Here is a 16,906-nt window from a genome sequence, read left to right on the forward strand (position 1 = left end):
CTCTTTTTGTAACCCTGTGAAGATTTCTACTTTCCGATATGATTTAATCCCCCCATCCCAAAACGGGGACATTTTGTACATAAATTAAAGGTCATATGGATGTTTAAATATTCAAAAATTGCAATGGGTTTAGCAGCATGTTTTGCTCTGAGTGGATGTCTTGACGTTGAAGACAATAACAACAATGATGAACTGGTCAACAAACTTGAACAGCAAAATCAAATTTTACAAAACCAGCTTGATGAAAACAAAAAGCAAAGCGAAGATCAGGCCGTTAAAGACAAAGCGCTCGAAACACCATTTGTTCTGAAAGGTGGCATTGTTGCAGCAGTGGAAGGCGTTGATCTGTCTGATGTGCAAGTGACTGCATACTATGACGGCATGTGGCACGAGCCTGTCGACGTTGCCGAAGATGGCAGCTACTCAATTCCTAAGGTCCCTCAGTACAGCAATATTTTACTCAAAGTAAGCAGTCCAAGCAACGCGATTATTACTCAGCTGTTCGACCATGCAACACGCAGTGCCGGTAGCCGTACTGAAGTAGTCAGCGCTGTACAAACATTGACGGTATCCAAACCGCATACTGTTACCTTTAGTATTCTCAATCGGAACACTTTTGAAGCCATTTCCGATTTGCAAATTACGGCTGAACCAGAAATTAACACTCATACCAGTGCGCGATATGAACTGGAACATATGCTGGAACAAAATAAGATTGGCGCAACCTATAACACTGATACAAACCAGTATGAACTCATCGTGCCTCAAGGCATTGATTTCGATCTGGAGATTGATGTAGACGTAGACAACGATGGCCATGACGAGTACACCATCTATAGATCAGACTACTCCATTGACTCAGGCAATGGCATCGTGAGCTTGTACAACTTTAATGCCGAGCAACAAACAGCGTTATATGCAACCGTTGAGAGTATGAATGAGTACGACTTAATGGTTAACTTTGTCAGCGCATCAGGTGAGCAGCTTTATCCTGATACTGTATTTGCAATCAACAATGATAAAGGTGACAGCAGCTTTACATTTAATGAAGCGCAAGGACATTACAATTTATCAGCTAAGTACTACGGCGATCTGCAATTCATCACTCATGAGTTCTCAGTTAACGGTCGTACGTATAAGGCCGACAATATTGGCATTTCTCGTGATCAAAGGGGCACCTTTAATATAAGCCGACATCACAATCACAGCCACCGGGAGAGCTTGTATCAGTCTGAATTAAGCAACAACACCTTGGCGATCACCATACCACTCGAAGAACAAGTTTCGGCGCCTTACCTGGGACTGGAGATCATCGAGTCTACAGAAGACACCGTTGCAGAGACACACGGCTTAACTTACTACTTTAATGCCCCTGTTTCACTACAGCAAGACTCTGTCCGGTTATACAAGCAAGGTGTAATCACCGTTGTAAAAGGCAATGACTCTGACAGTGACGACGTCGCTGCAGGAACAACCTCTATACACCGTAGTAACCACTCTGTCGAGGTAAACCGCGCGCTGTCATTCAATGATACCAAGCTCTCTATTACCCCGGCTGCACCACTTGAAGCGGGTTATATGTACCGTTACGAGCTTGACAATGTCGCTCGAAAAGAAACAGACTCATATGGTTACGTCAACCGTTCAGTTTCATTTTCAATCGACACACCATTTGAGTTCGATGAATCTCAATTCAAAGCAGACAACATGAACTATCGCAGCGGTGGTGCACTCATCACACCCAAGAACACAGCCGGCGAACAAAGTGGTACTAACAGCGATACTGTCTCGTACCAGCTGTGTATCATTGCACCAAAAGAAGTGACACTTGTTGCAGCACGTATCAGTGCGGTCACAACCAATGGTGTTAAATACACAGCCGACCACCACTATTATGGGGATTCTAACACTTATTTCTATGCACTAGCTGACAATGAGCAGCTAGATTCCAACGTATACCTAAATACGCGCTCAGCTCAACCAAATGGTTACTACCGTTCTATTTGTTTTGACTACATAGGCCAGTCTGACCAAGATGGGCACTATGCAGGGACGGCGCAATTCATGGACCATGCCGATAACGCGGAAAACAGCGTAGATGTCGATATTACTTACCGTTTACCGGGTTCTGATACTGATATCTCAACCGGGGTTAAAACACTCTCTATCGACTAATACGATATATGGCCCTGCCTGAGTTTATCAGTGCAGGGCCTGACCTTTTTATTTCTTCCTATTTAGCCACACTAATAGCCAAACATGTAACTACCGACTGTTACAGTCAGCGTCGTTATCACCACAATCGCAAACAGGTTCATAACAAACCCAGCTTTTATCATATCGCGGATTTTTATCTCTCCCGAGCCAAATACGATTGCGTTAGGCGGTGTGGCCACCGGCATCATAAAGGCGCAGCTTGCGGCCATTGCTGCAGGTATTACCCAGATGAGTGGTGTACCCGCGATTTGCTCAGCGACCGGGCCCAAAAGAGGCAAAAAGCCAGCTGCTGTTGCTGTGTTACTGGTCAGCTCTGTTAAAAAGGTAATAAGTGCCGCGACTGCCAGCACACCCAGTACCAAAGGTATGGCACTGGCACCAGCCAGCATGTTGGCGATGTACTCAGCCAGTCCAGAGCCTTTAATTTGTGATGCCAGTGTTAACCCACCACCGAACAATAATAAGATCCCCCAGGGTACCTGCTGCGCGGCCTGCCAATCCATTAATCTCACATCACTCCCCTGCTTTGCCGGGAGCACGAATAACAGTAAAGCAGCTGCCATCGCAATACCTGTGTCTGTGATGTCCAGACCCGTCCAGTCTGCCAGGTATGGTCGGCCAATCCAACTCACGGCAGCAAAGACAAAGACCAGCAGGACATTTTTTTCAGCCAGGTTCATAGAGCCCAGTTCACCCAGTTGTTTTGTAAAAATCTGAGTAAGGTTTGTGTCACTATTCGTAGCCTGCACCTTAAACGCAAACCGTGTCAGCCACACCCAGCACAACAAAATCATACCAAATGTGAAAGGCACTGCCATCACCATCCACTGAGCAAAGCCAATTTTAATCTCATAGTTTTCCCACAGGTAGGCAACCATCAGTGCGTTCGGGGCTGTGCCAATGATAGTACCTACACCGCCCAGACTCGCGCTGTAGGCGATCGCCAGCAACAGTGCAATACCATAGTTATTATCCTGAGACTGATTGTCCTTGAGTACATGGATGACCGACAAGGCAATTGGCAACATCATTAAAGTGGTTGCCGTGTTGTTGATCCACATAGATAAAAACCCACTTACCAGCATCATTGCCAGAATTTGGGTCTTGGGGTTGTTGCCACTGCGTAGCATTGTATGCAGTGCGATACGTTTGTGCAGCTGCCACCTTTCCATGGCAATGGAGATCAGGAAGCCGCCCAGAAACAAGAAGATCAGAGGGTGTGCATACAAACTTGATGCGGATTTAATGTCGTTGATCCCGGCCAGGGGCACCACCAGCAGAGGAACCAAAGAAGTAACAGGTATGGGGACAACTTCACTGACCCACCAGATACCCAGCCACACTGCAAGTCCGGCAGTGCGCCAGGCTTCAACACTCATCTCTTCGGGAGGGGCGATAAAGCACGTTAGCAGCATAAAAGCAGGACCGAGCAGCAGACATAACCGGTCGGTCCAGAGTTTTGACTTTTTCAAATTATCCATTACTTATTTTTTTACCTGGATTTAACACTCTATGGGTATTATGCCAGTAAAATAAGTACAGAGTATGGAAAATCTTGCTACTGTGCTGTTATCAACAACGTCATCCCACTGGCACTTTGATAGCCTTTTACCCCGATATACCAGTTGCCTGCACTCGGGGTACTGAAGGTACAGGTTTCTTCGTTACCACTTTTATAGGGGCGGCAATCATAATGATTGTCACCTACCTCAGAACCCTGTTTGACATATAGGTCGCCATCTCCTACTCCGCCAGATAAAGTTACGCTCAGAGTCTGGTAGCCACTTTCCAGTGATTGTGAGAAATTAATCCAGTCCCCTTGCGCCACCGAAAGGTCGACTTCTGTACGGTTAATTGGTGTCGGTGTTGTGCCCCCTTGTTGATACTCACCCACAAGAGTTACGTTTTGAATTTCATTCCAGGCTTCTACCATGACATAGTAAGTACCCTCATTGACAGTATTCATGGTGCAGGTTTCAGTGCTGCTGGACGTTGTGCTCTTACAGTCAAAGCTTTGCAACGTTGGTTTGGAGCCGTATTTGACGTACAGATCAGCATCGCCGGAGCCGCCTGAGGTTTTAAAAACCAAGCTGCTACTCCCCGCAGGTACTTCAAGTGAGAAATCATGTTGGGACTTGGCCACACCGCTGATCCCCGTTTTTGGCACACCATTTTGCAGCTTGCCGGGATCCGGTGGTGGCAAATCTCCGGCATTTTTGCCCATTTCAGCCAGATACGCGACCGCTAGCTTGGCAAACTTACTGGCATGCGTGGCATCAAAAGCAGTATCGTTGCTGGTATGTATCTTACGGTTGATCTCAGACATACGGGACTCAAACGGCATCGAAGCAGCAAACCCTTGCTGATACCAGGAGGCATGATCTGAGCAACCATAGCCACACTGATCATAGCCATAGCTTAAATTGGCTAAGTAGGCATCAAGTAGCTGCGACAAAAATTGATTCTGACCACTGTTGGTGTAGTCTGTCATCATTGTGATATCCTGTGCACTGCCATTGTTTCCGGTCATATCAAACTGCACCATACCGACAACATTTTTCCCCTGAGACTGGTAGTCCTGCGCAATCGCTTTTGAGCCCCGCAGACCCACCTCCTCTGCGGCAAAGCCCATGATCTGAATGGTCCGTTGTGGTTTGTAATCGGCAGCAACCAATGCCTTTAACGCCTCGGTAAGTACAGCAATACCCGATGCGTTGTCGTCGGCCCCTGGTGCTCTTCCTCCAGACGGATTCGATTGGTTAATCGAGTCCAGGTGCCCACCTATCACGACAATTTCATTGGCATTTTCAGCCCCGTTTATAGTCACAACCACCGATGACTGAGACCAGCTATGATCATAGTAATCTACGCTTATGTCACTGCGAGACTGAGTGATGGTCTGCCATTTTTGTTTAATCCACTGCGCCGCATCAACACCGCTTTGCTGGGTATAGTAACGGTTGTGAAACGCGGTCAGGCTGGCTACCGTGTTATCCAGGCTGGTCGTACTCACTTCATTCATCATAGCATTGACCATGGCCGGATTATCTATGGTGTAGGTTTGCAGTGGCTGATTGTTATGTACCAGGTTCAGCTGAGACAGGTAGAGCTCAGCGTCGCTTTTTGATGCATGCGCAACAAATCCACCGCAGCGATGGTAGTTTTCATGCATAAAATGGCTTAACTCACCATGTTCCGCACCATCTATCTGCGCTATGCTGACACCCGGTATTGCACTGACCTGAGCATCAATATGCCTGCCTGTCAGTAAATTCTGTAACTGGTAATGCTGTCCAGCCATCGTATCTATCGTGATCCAGGACTGATCCGATTGTGGCGCAGCATTGGCAAATGCGACACCATGAGAAAAAAATATTAAGTTCGCGGCCATTAATCTGGCAGGCACACGAGCTGATCGTTGAGCTGTCATCGCAACACCCCTTTATAAGTCAATGTACAAGCAAGAAGGGAGCGTCATGCTCCCCTATTCAATCACTAGTTAGCCTGAATACTCACTGTGACATCACTCGCTGCAGAGTAGCCACGTAAGTCAATATGCCAGGTACCCGCTTGAGGGTTATCAAAGGTACAGCTCTCCGTATTGCCATTACGATATGGACGACAATCATATGTTGAGAGAGTCGATTCGCTACCGTATCTCACATACAAATCGGCATCGCCACTGCCACCATTAATGGTAACGGTGAGATTAGAGTAGCCAGCGGTCAGCTCTTGCGTGAATCGCGTCCATTGTCCGGAGCCCACGTTGACATTGCTCTCGGTACGGTCAATCGGGGGCGTGCCTGTTCCTCCTGAACTATAAGAACCGGTTAGTGATACACCGGAAATCGCATTCCATGCTTCGACCATGATGTAATAGGTACCCGCCTGCACGTTGGCGATGTTGCAAGTCTCATTGCTACTGGATGACGTACTCTTGCAGTCAAAAGCTTGTAAAGTCGGGCGACTGCCAAACTTAACATACAGATCCGCATCACCGCTGCCCCCGGTAGTTACAAATGACAGGTTAGTGGCATCAGCTGGCACTTCCAGGCGGAAGAAATTTTGCGCCTTTGATGCACCACTAATCCCGGTACGGGCGACACCGTTAGTCAGCAGCTCATCCTGCGGAGGCTCAGTCGTGCCACACGAACTGCCCGGACTTAGCTGAGAAGTAACCCCCACAACCGCTAAAGCATCTTTCACATCTTCATGGCTGTAGCCCAGATCACATGCTGCGTCCATTACACCATTGCCCGCCGTATCCCAATCAGTATTCGCCGTCCAGTAAAGCTGGTTTGCTTTAGCCATGACGATGAAGGCTTTTTTAGTATCCCAGCCGGCTTTGTTTGCCAGTGTGTAAAAGGCCTTATTGAATACCCCGGAACTATGATGTACATCCATGCTGGAGGTATAATCTGATTGATGACCAATAGAGTTGCCGTCTTTAGTCGGATCATCCATATAACGCAGTGCACCGGTAGATTTGAAGATCTCCTCACCAACCATCCAGTCATTACTGCCCTTCATGTAAAACTCTGCAGCTTCACCTGCCATGTCTGAAAATGCTTCATTCAGGCCACCTGATTTATAACGATAAACCAGTCCGGAGTTTTGCTCTGTGAACCCATGGCTGACTTCGTGTGCCGACACATCGAGGCTGACTAAGGGGTAGAAACGATTCTGACCATCGCCAAAGGTCATCGCGCTGCCATCCCAGAATGCATTCTCATAGCTGTTACCATAATGAACGCGCATTTTAAGCTGAAAAGTTAAGGGAGCCGTACCTAACCAGTCGTTATACATATTGAAAACAACATTGCCAAAGTAATGCGCGTCATTCAAAGGAGAATATGCTCCATTGATTTCTTTAACCGTGTTTTCTGGGCAGGTAAAGCTGTGCGCTGTAGATCCGCTGCTGCCATGATTGAGATTAATGGTTTTTACATTGGCGTTATTCATGGTACAGGTATTACCCGATTGGCCCACATCTAAGTGGCCATAGTCAGTCCCATACTGATAACGACCCGTTTTCTGGTTGCCGCCCGGGCCGGTTGCATTTGCATGCTGAATATTATCGAATTCCATCAGCAGTTCACCACTGTTGGCATCAATAATTTTATAGGGACGTGATGGCGATTTACCATAGGTGACATAAGTCACCTCATAGACCAGCCTGGCCGTAGACTGATCATCAAGCCAGATGCCCAGTCGACTGGTTTCATTATGCTTTGCCAGCACGACTTCCTCGCCATTTTGTTGCGCCATAAATTGCGCTTCCAGATTGTTCTGCAATGTCTGCATGGTCAATTTTGGCGTCACAGTGTCTAGATCAGCTGCAATCTCATATACAGCAGCCCCATGTGCCCGCTTTAACGCGCCGGCGCTATTGTAAGTCAGGCTAACGGTGTCTCCAATGACCGGCAGCCCCTTATACATTTGCTGATAGCGCTTGGTAACCGCTCCACTGTCATGCGGATAGGACTTCAACTCAACCAAGGTGCTGTCCGCACCAAGGCCAATTAACTGCTCCGGCTGTGCAGATAACACGGCTGGGGCGGCAGATTCTAGCATTGCAGAAATGGTATTATGGGTGTTTAGGAAGCGCTTTTGAGCGGCATTCGCGGTACCTGACACCAGCATCAGTCCAGTAACCGTTGCCAATGCGATTTTTGATAGTTTCACTTGATTTGCTCCATGATTACTTGTTGTTTTGTGTGCGGCGGAGGTATAGAAACCCCACTCGCAACGCGTTTAGTTAACGAACACGCAACATAGAGATTAGTAACAAAGCTAAAAAAATAAACTTTTATTAACTTTTGGTTATTTTAAAGTTTACCAAAGCTTAAAATTTAAAATTAGCTTTGTTTACATTTACTTGAATACAAAACCCGAACACGCAAGCGTGTGCGCCACGCACTAAGTGTAAGGATTTTGTTACAGACAAGGTGATATTGGCATTTAATGATTAATATTGCAGGTTGTCAAACCCCAAACGATATACTATAACAAAACATCCTGATGTAGGTGTCTGTTTAATCACTAACACATGTTTGGTCCGCTAACACGGCTTTAACCATAAGTTGCCAGCCAAGTGATGTCTCTTTGAGAGCGGACAAATTACCGGGGTCTGTCTGTAAGCACAATGATACTGTATGCCCCACAGCTCCAAGCTCTAGCTCAACCATTGCAAACGCCGAATCATCATCACCCGGTTGCGCTTTAAACGCCAACTTTTGCAGGACCACCGATACGGTATCGGGATATTGCTCTGCAATGGCACTTGCCACCTCAGATAACCCCTGCTCTTTCGATTTTTCCATGGCCGAGCCAATGTCCTTACCAATTCCTTCATCAATTGCGAATCCTATCGCAATGCCGACAGGACCCATGGCCCCCACCAGCATAGGACCAGCGGCGCTTCCTCTCCCTTCATAAGTAACATCTGGCAGCGCCTGCTTTACAACAGGAGTGTGGGGCACCGATGAACAGGCACTGAGCAAAGTAAGCAAGATCACGTAAATAAATGGTTTCATTTCAAATAGTAAAGAAAGATTAATTTAGGTGCTGCGTATTATAGGGGGGATCAGAAACGCTGCATAGCCAAATCGTTCCTCATTTGCAGGCATCTGGCAATAACGGAAAATTAACACCGGGTCGTGGCATGAGAAGAAATATTTTGTTTGCTCGCAAAACACAGGACTTTTATAGCAACGCCTCTCAACATAACCGGTACAGTCAGCTATTTTGCCAAACAACTTGCGGTAGCAATACAAGCAGTAACCCCCACTGGTGGCGCCTTAAAATGACTGAGAGTACTGTAACAGTAGTTGCTGACCACGCTGCGGAACGCGGCCATCGTAAACTCTGGGGTCAAATGCGTTTGTTTGTTTATCAAACAAATTTTGCGCCTTGATTCTAATCTGCGTATTTGGATCAAGATGCCAGGTCAATGTGCCTCCGATCAGCCAGTGTGCCTCCTGTTCATAGTGCCGAAAGCCCGGTTCATCAGGTACAAATTCAGGAAACGCTTTAACCTGCGCACGCCAAACCCCATTCAGACCCACTTGCCAGTGACCAAACTGATGATTGAGTTGCCATGAGCCAAAACGCTTGTAGCTGGCACTGAATGGATCATCAAAATGCTGGGTGTAATTAAATTTAAACCAGCTGGCATCGCTTAGTTCAAAAGAAGCACTGACTTCAAGCCCCTGCATAGTCGTGGAATACACGTTACTAAACGTAAATCGGCTTTGCGCCATATCGACCGGTTCCAGCGTGATAAAATCATCCAGTTGGTTTTCAAACAACACCAGGTCCAGCTGCCATTGTGTATAAGCCATGTGCCAGACCAGCTCAGTAGTTTTAATGTTTTCTGATTTCAGCTGCGGATTGCCCCGGGTGATATCATCATTAGAGTTGAGTTCATTGCTGACCGGGATGCGAAAAGATTCACCATATTGCAGCTTGAATGCATAGTGCGAATTAAACTCATAGATGGCGGCTATCCGAGGCGACAGCTTACTGTCGATATCGATAAACTCATCAAATCGCAACCCGGTAAACACCGTCAGTTGTTCAGTTAGTGAGTATTTCAGCTGCAGGTAAGTTGCGTATGAATCAAAATCCTGCTTCAGACTATCGAACGCAGCAAACTCATCCAGCGGCTTAATGTCACCCAGATAATACTGATCTTGCAAAATAATTTGCCCACTTACGGGGTCAAAATGTGACGTATAGGTACCCGCTTTTGACTGCGTTTCTAGTGAATATTCAAGCCCCCAGTGTAGCGCCACCTGTGCATCATATTGATAAGCCAGATCCCAGTTCAGGGTGAGATCTTCTGAGCGCCACTTTGGCCCGTTAAAAAAGCTGTGCTGCTGCCCCAGCTCTTCAGCCGTGGCGATCAACCCAGCACTGTCGATATCATGACGAATAAAACTGAGTGTTAAATCGCTGTCCAGTTTGTCTGACAACCTGGTTCTGTGGCTGAGTTTTGCTCCAACATTGCGACTGGTGTGAAAATTGTCTGTGCTGTAGCTGGATAAGTTCATAAACTCATCCAACGTTGTCCTGGTCAGGTGAAGCGATGCGCTGAACGCATTCCAGCGGCCGCCAAGCTCAATAAAAATATTCGACTGCGGATCTCTGACCTGGTGCGCTGTATAGAGTTCGCCATCCGTTTTATAGCCACTGATATTTGCATAGAAGGTTCGTTCAGCATCAGGGCTATTGCTATAACTTAGCGAAGCCTGGCGGCTCTGATGTAACCCTACGCCAACCTGAATCTGGCGCACCGACTGACGCGTCACAATGTTCATAACACCAAGGAAGGCATTGCTGCCATACAGAGCAGAGCCCGGACCACGAATGAATTCGACCTTATCAACCACGTCAACCGGAATAAACGGCGCGTATACCGATGCTTTACCGAATGAAGCATCGTTCAGCCTTTGACCGTTTAGCATCACCAGGATATTGCCATTGTCCAGATACACACCCCGAGCATGCTCTTTGGGCACACTGCCGACCCAGTCACCTCGCGTAGACTGAAAGCCGGGCACAAAATTCATGAGTTCGTAGACGTTACGAATGCCGAGCAAAGCTATCTGCTGCTGAGAAAACGATGTCACACTTGACGGGACGGATTGGGCAGTCTCTGAGGTCTTACTGGCGAGCTCTACCGTCACATCCATCAATTCTTCGAACGTCAGTTCGAACAACGCTTCCTGGCGGGCACACAGAGGCAAGCTGAGCAAAACTATACTTACAGGTAGCAGGCTTTTTATCATACTCATTCGCTCAACGACGCAATTACAGCTAAACGGTTATACCAATTTCACTTAATACTTGTTCAATTTGAAGTAGCAAATATGACGCTAACGGCGTTAAAAATTTCTCATTTAGAACCTTTGCCTAAGGTATGAGTGCGCAAATTTTTGCCTGGTTATCGACGATATTTTCTCGCCTCAAAGTAGAACACTTAATTAAGCAAACTGGTACTTTCTTGTAAAACAAGTCCCAAATAGCGATTTTATATTTCAATTTTAATATTACGCAGACAGGGACAGTTCGCAAGTTTTTTGTGACTTTTTAGTAAGTTATTGAGAAAGGTTAGTCAAAAAGCGTGAGAAATGATAATTAAATATGACGATTTATTGCATAAAAAACAAAGTACAGTGTGGAGTACTGATATCGAGCAGTACATCATCTGACGCACTGCCCTGATCCGACATTAGGCTGTCACAAGTCTGCGCTTTTTGAAGTACTTGTACAGACCAATCAGCGAAGCCGCTATCCAGAACAACTCAATCACAAAACTTGCAAGGTTAAAGTTATAGCAGAGACTGATAAGTAGTAAAATAGCACCACTGAGATTCATCACATTGTACTTAATACCGTCGGGGCTGACTTTGTCCAGCTGAAGTAAAAAGAATGCACCAACCACCAGGAAAGTACCCATCATACCAATAATATCAAACACTATATCTATCATGTTTTTGTCCATATAAAATAGGCTCACCCAAACACGCTGGCCCGGATCCATGGGTAGGGTGATTTTCAGTCTTTGAAACAGCACAAACCCTCCTATAATATGGTGCCAGACCAACGCAATACAGGATATTTGTCCGCTTTTTTGTCGTCAAAAAAATATTCAGATTGGCCATCAACTATGGCAGTGTGATGACATACAGGTAAACACGTAAAATGTTAACTCAGTATGGCAAGTACAAAACCAATCAAACAAAATTGCGCGGTGTGATACCCCGCATTAATGAGGAATAGCTTGAGGGGGCGTTGCTCAAACAAGTAACTCGTGCCAAGCGTACTGGCAACAAAGCAGATCCCTACCGCCAGTCCCAGCAGTACACTATCCATTATGGCCGGGCTTTTCCCCAATAATGCAGCCATGAGCAATGCTGCCAATATAGACAAAAACATTGCACCGCTGAAGATCAACTTATGGTCCGCGTTTTGGATATCAAGCTCTGTCAAGCCAGCTTCTTCAAGCCAGGATTTATGAAACAACAAAGGTGAGTACCATATTCCTCCCAAAGCAAAGGAGGAGATCGCCGCAATGACAACGGCAACCACATCTACATCAAACACAGTCACAGCACTTACCTCAATTATTTCACTAATTTCAATTTAGTTAATAACCTTTGGAAGAGCAAACCTGGCTTTGCATGAATTATTTAAGTACAGGGCGTTTCTGAAGTTTTCTTTGCAATGTTCGTCTATGCATATTCAATTGCCTGGCGGTTTCAGAAATATTGCCATTATTAGATTTAAGAGTTTGCTGAATATGCTCCCATTCCAGCCGCTCGGGTGACATCGTAGTTTCGGCAGTTATGGCGAGTGGTGTCAGTGTTCCCAGCAAAGTTTTTGCTATCAACTGGGTGTCAGCAGGTTTCGTCAAATACTCATCTGCACCCAGCTTAATTGCCTCAACAGCGGTGGCGATACTGGCAAATCCGGTCAGAAGTACAATTTTAGCATCCGGGACAATCTGGCGGATCACTGCAATATGTTGTAACCCGGAACTCGCTGTCAACTTCATATCCAGTAGTACATAATCCGGCAGGAACTGCTGGCACTGGGCTGCTATGTTAGCCTCATCGTGCACACTCTGACACTCAAACCCGAGTTTGTTCATTCTGCGCGACAACGTCGTCGCAAATGGCACATCGTCCTCAATAATCATTAACTTCATAATTTATATAACAGGTAAAGTCACTACAGATACGGCGCCGTGCGTCTGGTGGTTAGACAAATGCAAGGTCCCTTCGAGTCGCTCGATTGTAGCATGAGAAAGCAGCAGTGCCATGCCCATACCAGACGAACTATCAACCACTGACTTACCTATCAGCGCCAGCTTGTCCAATTCAATACCCGGCCCCCAATCGCGGATCGATAAGGACCAGGTTTGACGGCTCCCCGCTGCGACATTCTCAGACAATGTCACGTCGACTGCCAGTTGCGACGCAGAACACTTTTCATTGGCCTTGGCGGCATTCACAAAGAGGTTGAACAACGCCGGGATCAGCATAGGATCACCACTGACATAAAATGACTGCGCTGGTAACTGACAGGTGATCGATTGCTCAGGAAATTGCAAAGTCATGAGCTCATGGAGCTGCTGCCAGAGCATATCAAACGCTTGCGTGCTGACCTGGGCATGGGGCTTAAGCAGCTCAGTCTGTGCCCTGAAACCATCCAGCTGGGTTTTGCACTGAGCAAGTGGTGCCTGCATGTCCTGCACCGCTGGATGTTGGGGAAAGTCTTCACTCAGTTCCTCAAACAGTAAGTTCAGATGCGCAATAGGGGTTGCCAGTTGATGGGTAACCTGAGCTGCTGCGCTGCCGAGCGCCAGTACCTGTTCCTGTTGTAGCTGCTTTTCACGGCTCTTGGCCAGCGCCAGTTCGCGCTGCTGAATACGGCTAGCCAGATAGGTGACAATCGTTACAGTCACAATCACCATAAAAATAAAATTCACCAGCATGCCAAGCAAGTGCTGACCCATATGCATACCATGATGATGCATCGGCACGACCGTATACAAATAGCCATAGGCGGCCAGCGCTGCGCCAGAGATAAACACCACAAACCTTGGTGGCACAGTGACCGCAGCAATGATGCAAGGCAATAGCAGTAAAGAGACAAATGCGTTGCTGGCGCCGCCAAGAAAAGACAGTAACACAGTCAGAAACAATATATCTGCCACCAGCTGCATCACCATTGCACCCGGAGACACATCACTGACTTTGCGATAGGCATAAATGCTCGCCAGCTGAAACACCGACTCCAGTGCAATCACAGTAAAAATAGGCTGCTCCGGGAGGTTTTTGTCTAAGAACCACAACGAGATAAGCACCAGTACTAGTTGCAATACAATGGCAATGGAGCGCAGTAACAGTAACTGACCAAGGGCCGAGTTCGGTGAAAAGTTAATCAACATGATGTGCTACGTTTTAATCTAAAAAAAGCGTCGGCATATTATTGATTATGCCGACCCACAAAGCGGCTATCAGCCAGTGCGCTTAGGTTGCCTGACAATGGCAAGTTGTCCATCAATGTGAACATCACGTTGCGGAAAGGCCACCACAATATCATGTTCGGCAAACAACTCATCGAGGCGAAAGCGCACTTTGCTTCGCGCCTGTCTGAGGCCGCCCTCAACAGTGGAATTAAGCCAAAAATTGACCTCAAATATCAGCGCATTGTCGCCAAAGTCTTCGAACGTAACCTGAGGTTTTGGGTCGTTCAGTACCTCTGACTGCTCCTCGGTTGCCTGCAAGATCAACGCGGCAACCTGTTTTGCAGGCGAGCCGTATGCTACGCCGACCCGTACCGACGTACGCATGAGTTTATCGACCAGCGTCCAGTTGATAACTGTGTTTTCCAGCAGTTTACTGTTGGGGATCAACATATGTACCCCATCCACCCGACGCAGGCGGGTTGAGCGCGTATTGATTTTTTCAACTATGCCCTTAGTCCCCTCCACCTCGAGAAAATCACCAATGCGAATGGGTTTTTCCCACATCAAAATCCAGCCACTGATGAAGTTGTTGATGATGTTCTGGGCACCAAAACCAAAACCAATGGCAATTGCACCAGACAAAAAGGCAAACGCCGTAATGGGCACATTGATCACATCCAATATGGTGATCACTGTAATGGCGATTGCGAGGACATAACACAGCCTTTGTATCAGGTGCACCATATTCGGGTCGGTATTACCCGCTTTAAGCCGATTGGTCAACTTACCAACCAGATAACGGGTCAGCCAAATCCCGAACAATAAGAGCACCGGGACGAGTAGCAATTTCCCTAACGTAAAGGAGCGTTCAGCATAGGTGAATAGCGGAAAATTCAATAATTCGATCAGTTTATCCAGGTAAAACAATACACACCTCTTTCGATTCTTGGCCACTCACCCGCCCAGTGGACATCTGTTTTGCGGGATGGCGATTACTCGTACTTGAGCTTAAATTCAGGGCAAGGTGTTCCCTGATGGAACAGCAGTTGCCAGCCAGACGCCCTGTTGCGCCAGATAGACATTCTGACTGAATAATTTAAATTAGAATAGGCATTTCGGCGATATGCAGCATGATAAGTAATTTGCGCTAAGTTTTCGGCCAACATTTGGCCCTGAAAATCCTGATTATAAAACTGCGGGACTTTTTCACGGGGTAACCTGGCCAGCACATGAGACTTATTAAACATCAGCCCGTTCGCTGAAATCTCATAGAAGTCCTCATCCAGCAGCTGAGCCAACCGTTTCGGGCTCTCGCGCACCGCTGGGTCTAATAACTCCCGCTCCAGGTTTATGAGTGTATCCAGCGTATCAAATTTAATTTTTTGCATTACAAACCAAACAATTAACGCCATCACCTTCTATCAGTCTAGTCAATAAGTCGATTTCGACAAGGGATAATTGGATGTAACATACAACGCTTTGCGGTATACTCTGCCGTAGCCTACTGGTCGGATTTGAATAAGAGATGAAATGAAGTACGCAAAAATAACCGGATGGGGAAAAGCCATTCCCCCCGCCTCTATCAGTAATGACGAACTAAGCAACATCGTCGATACCAATGACGAATGGATCAGCACCCGCACTGGCATTAAATCTCGCCGGGTTAGCCATGTCAGTACCGCTGAGCTGGCTACTTATGCCAGTAAACAGGCGCTCGCCTGCGCCGGTCTGAAAGGCACGGACATTGATTTGGTCCTGCTGGCCACCTGTACGCCTTCCACTATGGTAGCTAACACCGCATCTCTGGTGCAAAAAAATATCGGTGCCATTGGCGCCGCAGCCTGTGATACGAACGCCGCTTGTTCAGGCTTTTTATATGCGCTGCAAAATGCCACCGCACAGATCCAGGCAGGTATGATCAAACGCGCGGTTGTCGTTGCGGCCGAACGTATGACCTGGTACGTCAACTGGGCCAAGCGCGACAGCGCAGTGCTCTTTGGAGATGGTGCGGGTGCAGTCATTCTGGAGGCAAGTGACGAGCCTTGTGGCTTACTTGGCACCAAAACCGGATGTGACAGTGAAGATCGGGGTATTCTACATATCTCGAATTATGGCACAGATCTGAGCCGTTATGAACCTGCAGGCCCGTCAGATTTAGCTTTTGAAGGACGAGAGATTTTTAAACGCGCCGTCACCGGAATGAGCGTTGCATGCGATGATGTACTGGCGCAGGCGAACTTATCGCTGTCCGACATCGACGTACTGGTGCCTCACCAGGCAAACCTGCGGATCATTCAGGCAATCCAGAAAAAGCTCGATATTGCCGATGACAAAGTCATGGTCAATATCGATAAGTACGGTAATACTTCGGCAGCAACCATTGCCATTGCCTTATGTGAAGCCGTTGAACAGGGTCTGATCAAGCCCCATGCAAACATTATGTCAGCTGCATTTGGTGCCGGTCTGACCTGGGCTGCCAGCTACATCAAATGGGGTGAGCGCGTAACCCCACTGGCGCACTGTGATGAAACGCTGCCAGCTTGTGAACATACAGGCATGGAGTTAATCGCAGATGCCGTCAAGGCATGCCAACAGTAAAGGTCTCATTCCTTTACAAGGCCAGTTTAGCATTCACGCTGAATTGGCCGCATCTACTCGACCCTTAATCCCCCCTGATGGTAAACTCTCGCTACTTTTTACCCGCTTACC

General features: G+C 47.1%; 13 protein-coding genes. 2 read left to right on the plus strand and 11 right to left on the minus strand.

The genetic code is table 11. From position 1 onward, the window contains the following. Positions 1-99 precede the first annotated feature (99 nt). Complete coding sequence (locus MHN33_RS03495) at positions 100-2,175, plus strand: hypothetical protein (RefSeq protein WP_239395433.1); 2,076 nt, start codon at positions 100-102, stop codon at positions 2,173-2,175. A gap of 71 nt (positions 2,176-2,246) precedes the next feature. Here the strand turns inward: MHN33_RS03495 and MHN33_RS03500 are convergent, their stop codons facing one another. From MHN33_RS03500 to MHN33_RS03550, 11 genes are all read right to left on the minus strand, one after another. Continuing rightward, positions 2,247-3,698 carry an SLC13 family permease gene (locus tag MHN33_RS03500; RefSeq protein WP_239395436.1) on the minus strand — a complete coding sequence of 484 codons (1,452 nt, stop codon included), beginning with the start codon at positions 3,696-3,698 and terminating at the stop codon, positions 2,247-2,249. A gap of 77 nt (positions 3,699-3,775) precedes the next feature. After that, the gene (locus tag MHN33_RS03505) at positions 3,776-5,608 is read right to left on the minus strand and encodes a M28 family metallopeptidase (protein ID WP_239396653.1); all 1,833 of its coding nucleotides are present in this window, start codon (positions 5,606-5,608) and stop codon (positions 3,776-3,778) included. Between the two features lie 104 nt (positions 5,609-5,712). After that, positions 5,713-7,902: a pre-peptidase C-terminal domain-containing protein gene (locus tag MHN33_RS03510; RefSeq protein ID WP_239395448.1), complete on the minus strand. Its 2,190-nt coding sequence runs from the start codon at positions 7,900-7,902 to the stop codon at positions 5,713-5,715. A gap of 350 nt (positions 7,903-8,252) precedes the next feature. Next, a complete protein-coding gene (locus MHN33_RS03515; protein ID WP_239395450.1) occupies positions 8,253-8,753 on the minus strand; it encodes a hypothetical protein in 501 nt (166 codons plus the stop codon). A gap of 264 nt (positions 8,754-9,017) precedes the next feature. Next, positions 9,018-11,009: a TonB-dependent receptor gene (locus MHN33_RS03520; protein ID WP_239395460.1), complete on the minus strand. Its 1,992-nt coding sequence runs from the start codon at positions 11,007-11,009 to the stop codon at positions 9,018-9,020. Positions 11,010-11,452: 443 nt separating this feature from the next. Next, positions 11,453-11,713, minus strand: coding sequence for a hypothetical protein (locus MHN33_RS03525; protein ID WP_239396655.1), 261 nt, complete (start codon positions 11,711-11,713; stop codon positions 11,453-11,455). Positions 11,714-11,928: 215 nt separating this feature from the next. Further along, positions 11,929-12,333, minus strand: coding sequence for a DUF1761 domain-containing protein (locus tag MHN33_RS03530; protein WP_239395462.1), 405 nt, complete (start codon positions 12,331-12,333; stop codon positions 11,929-11,931). A gap of 76 nt (positions 12,334-12,409) precedes the next feature. Continuing rightward, the gene (locus MHN33_RS03535) at positions 12,410-12,931 is read right to left on the minus strand and encodes a response regulator (RefSeq protein ID WP_239395464.1); all 522 of its coding nucleotides are present in this window, start codon (positions 12,929-12,931) and stop codon (positions 12,410-12,412) included. 3 nt (positions 12,932-12,934) lie between these two features. Then, positions 12,935-14,176, minus strand: coding sequence for a HAMP domain-containing sensor histidine kinase (locus MHN33_RS03540; protein ID WP_239395475.1), 1,242 nt, complete (start codon positions 14,174-14,176; stop codon positions 12,935-12,937). A gap of 69 nt (positions 14,177-14,245) precedes the next feature. Next, entirely contained in the window at positions 14,246-15,151 is a 906-nt protein-coding gene (locus tag MHN33_RS03545; protein WP_239395489.1) for a mechanosensitive ion channel domain-containing protein, read from the minus strand. A gap of 38 nt (positions 15,152-15,189) precedes the next feature. Beyond that, positions 15,190-15,585: a DUF4440 domain-containing protein gene (locus MHN33_RS03550; RefSeq protein WP_239395491.1), complete on the minus strand. Its 396-nt coding sequence runs from the start codon at positions 15,583-15,585 to the stop codon at positions 15,190-15,192. A 142-nt stretch (positions 15,586-15,727) separates the two neighbouring features. Here MHN33_RS03550 and MHN33_RS03555 point away from each other — a divergent pair, with 142 nt between their 5' ends. Then, the gene (locus MHN33_RS03555; RefSeq protein ID WP_239395493.1) at positions 15,728-16,795 is read left to right on the plus strand and encodes a ketoacyl-ACP synthase III; all 1,068 of its coding nucleotides are present in this window, start codon (positions 15,728-15,730) and stop codon (positions 16,793-16,795) included. The last annotated feature ends 111 nt before the right edge of the window (positions 16,796-16,906 follow it).

Origin of the sequence: Pseudoalteromonas sp. OOF1S-7, assembly GCF_022347765.1 — a bacterium.
Lineage (GTDB): Bacteria > Pseudomonadota > Gammaproteobacteria > Enterobacterales > Alteromonadaceae > Pseudoalteromonas.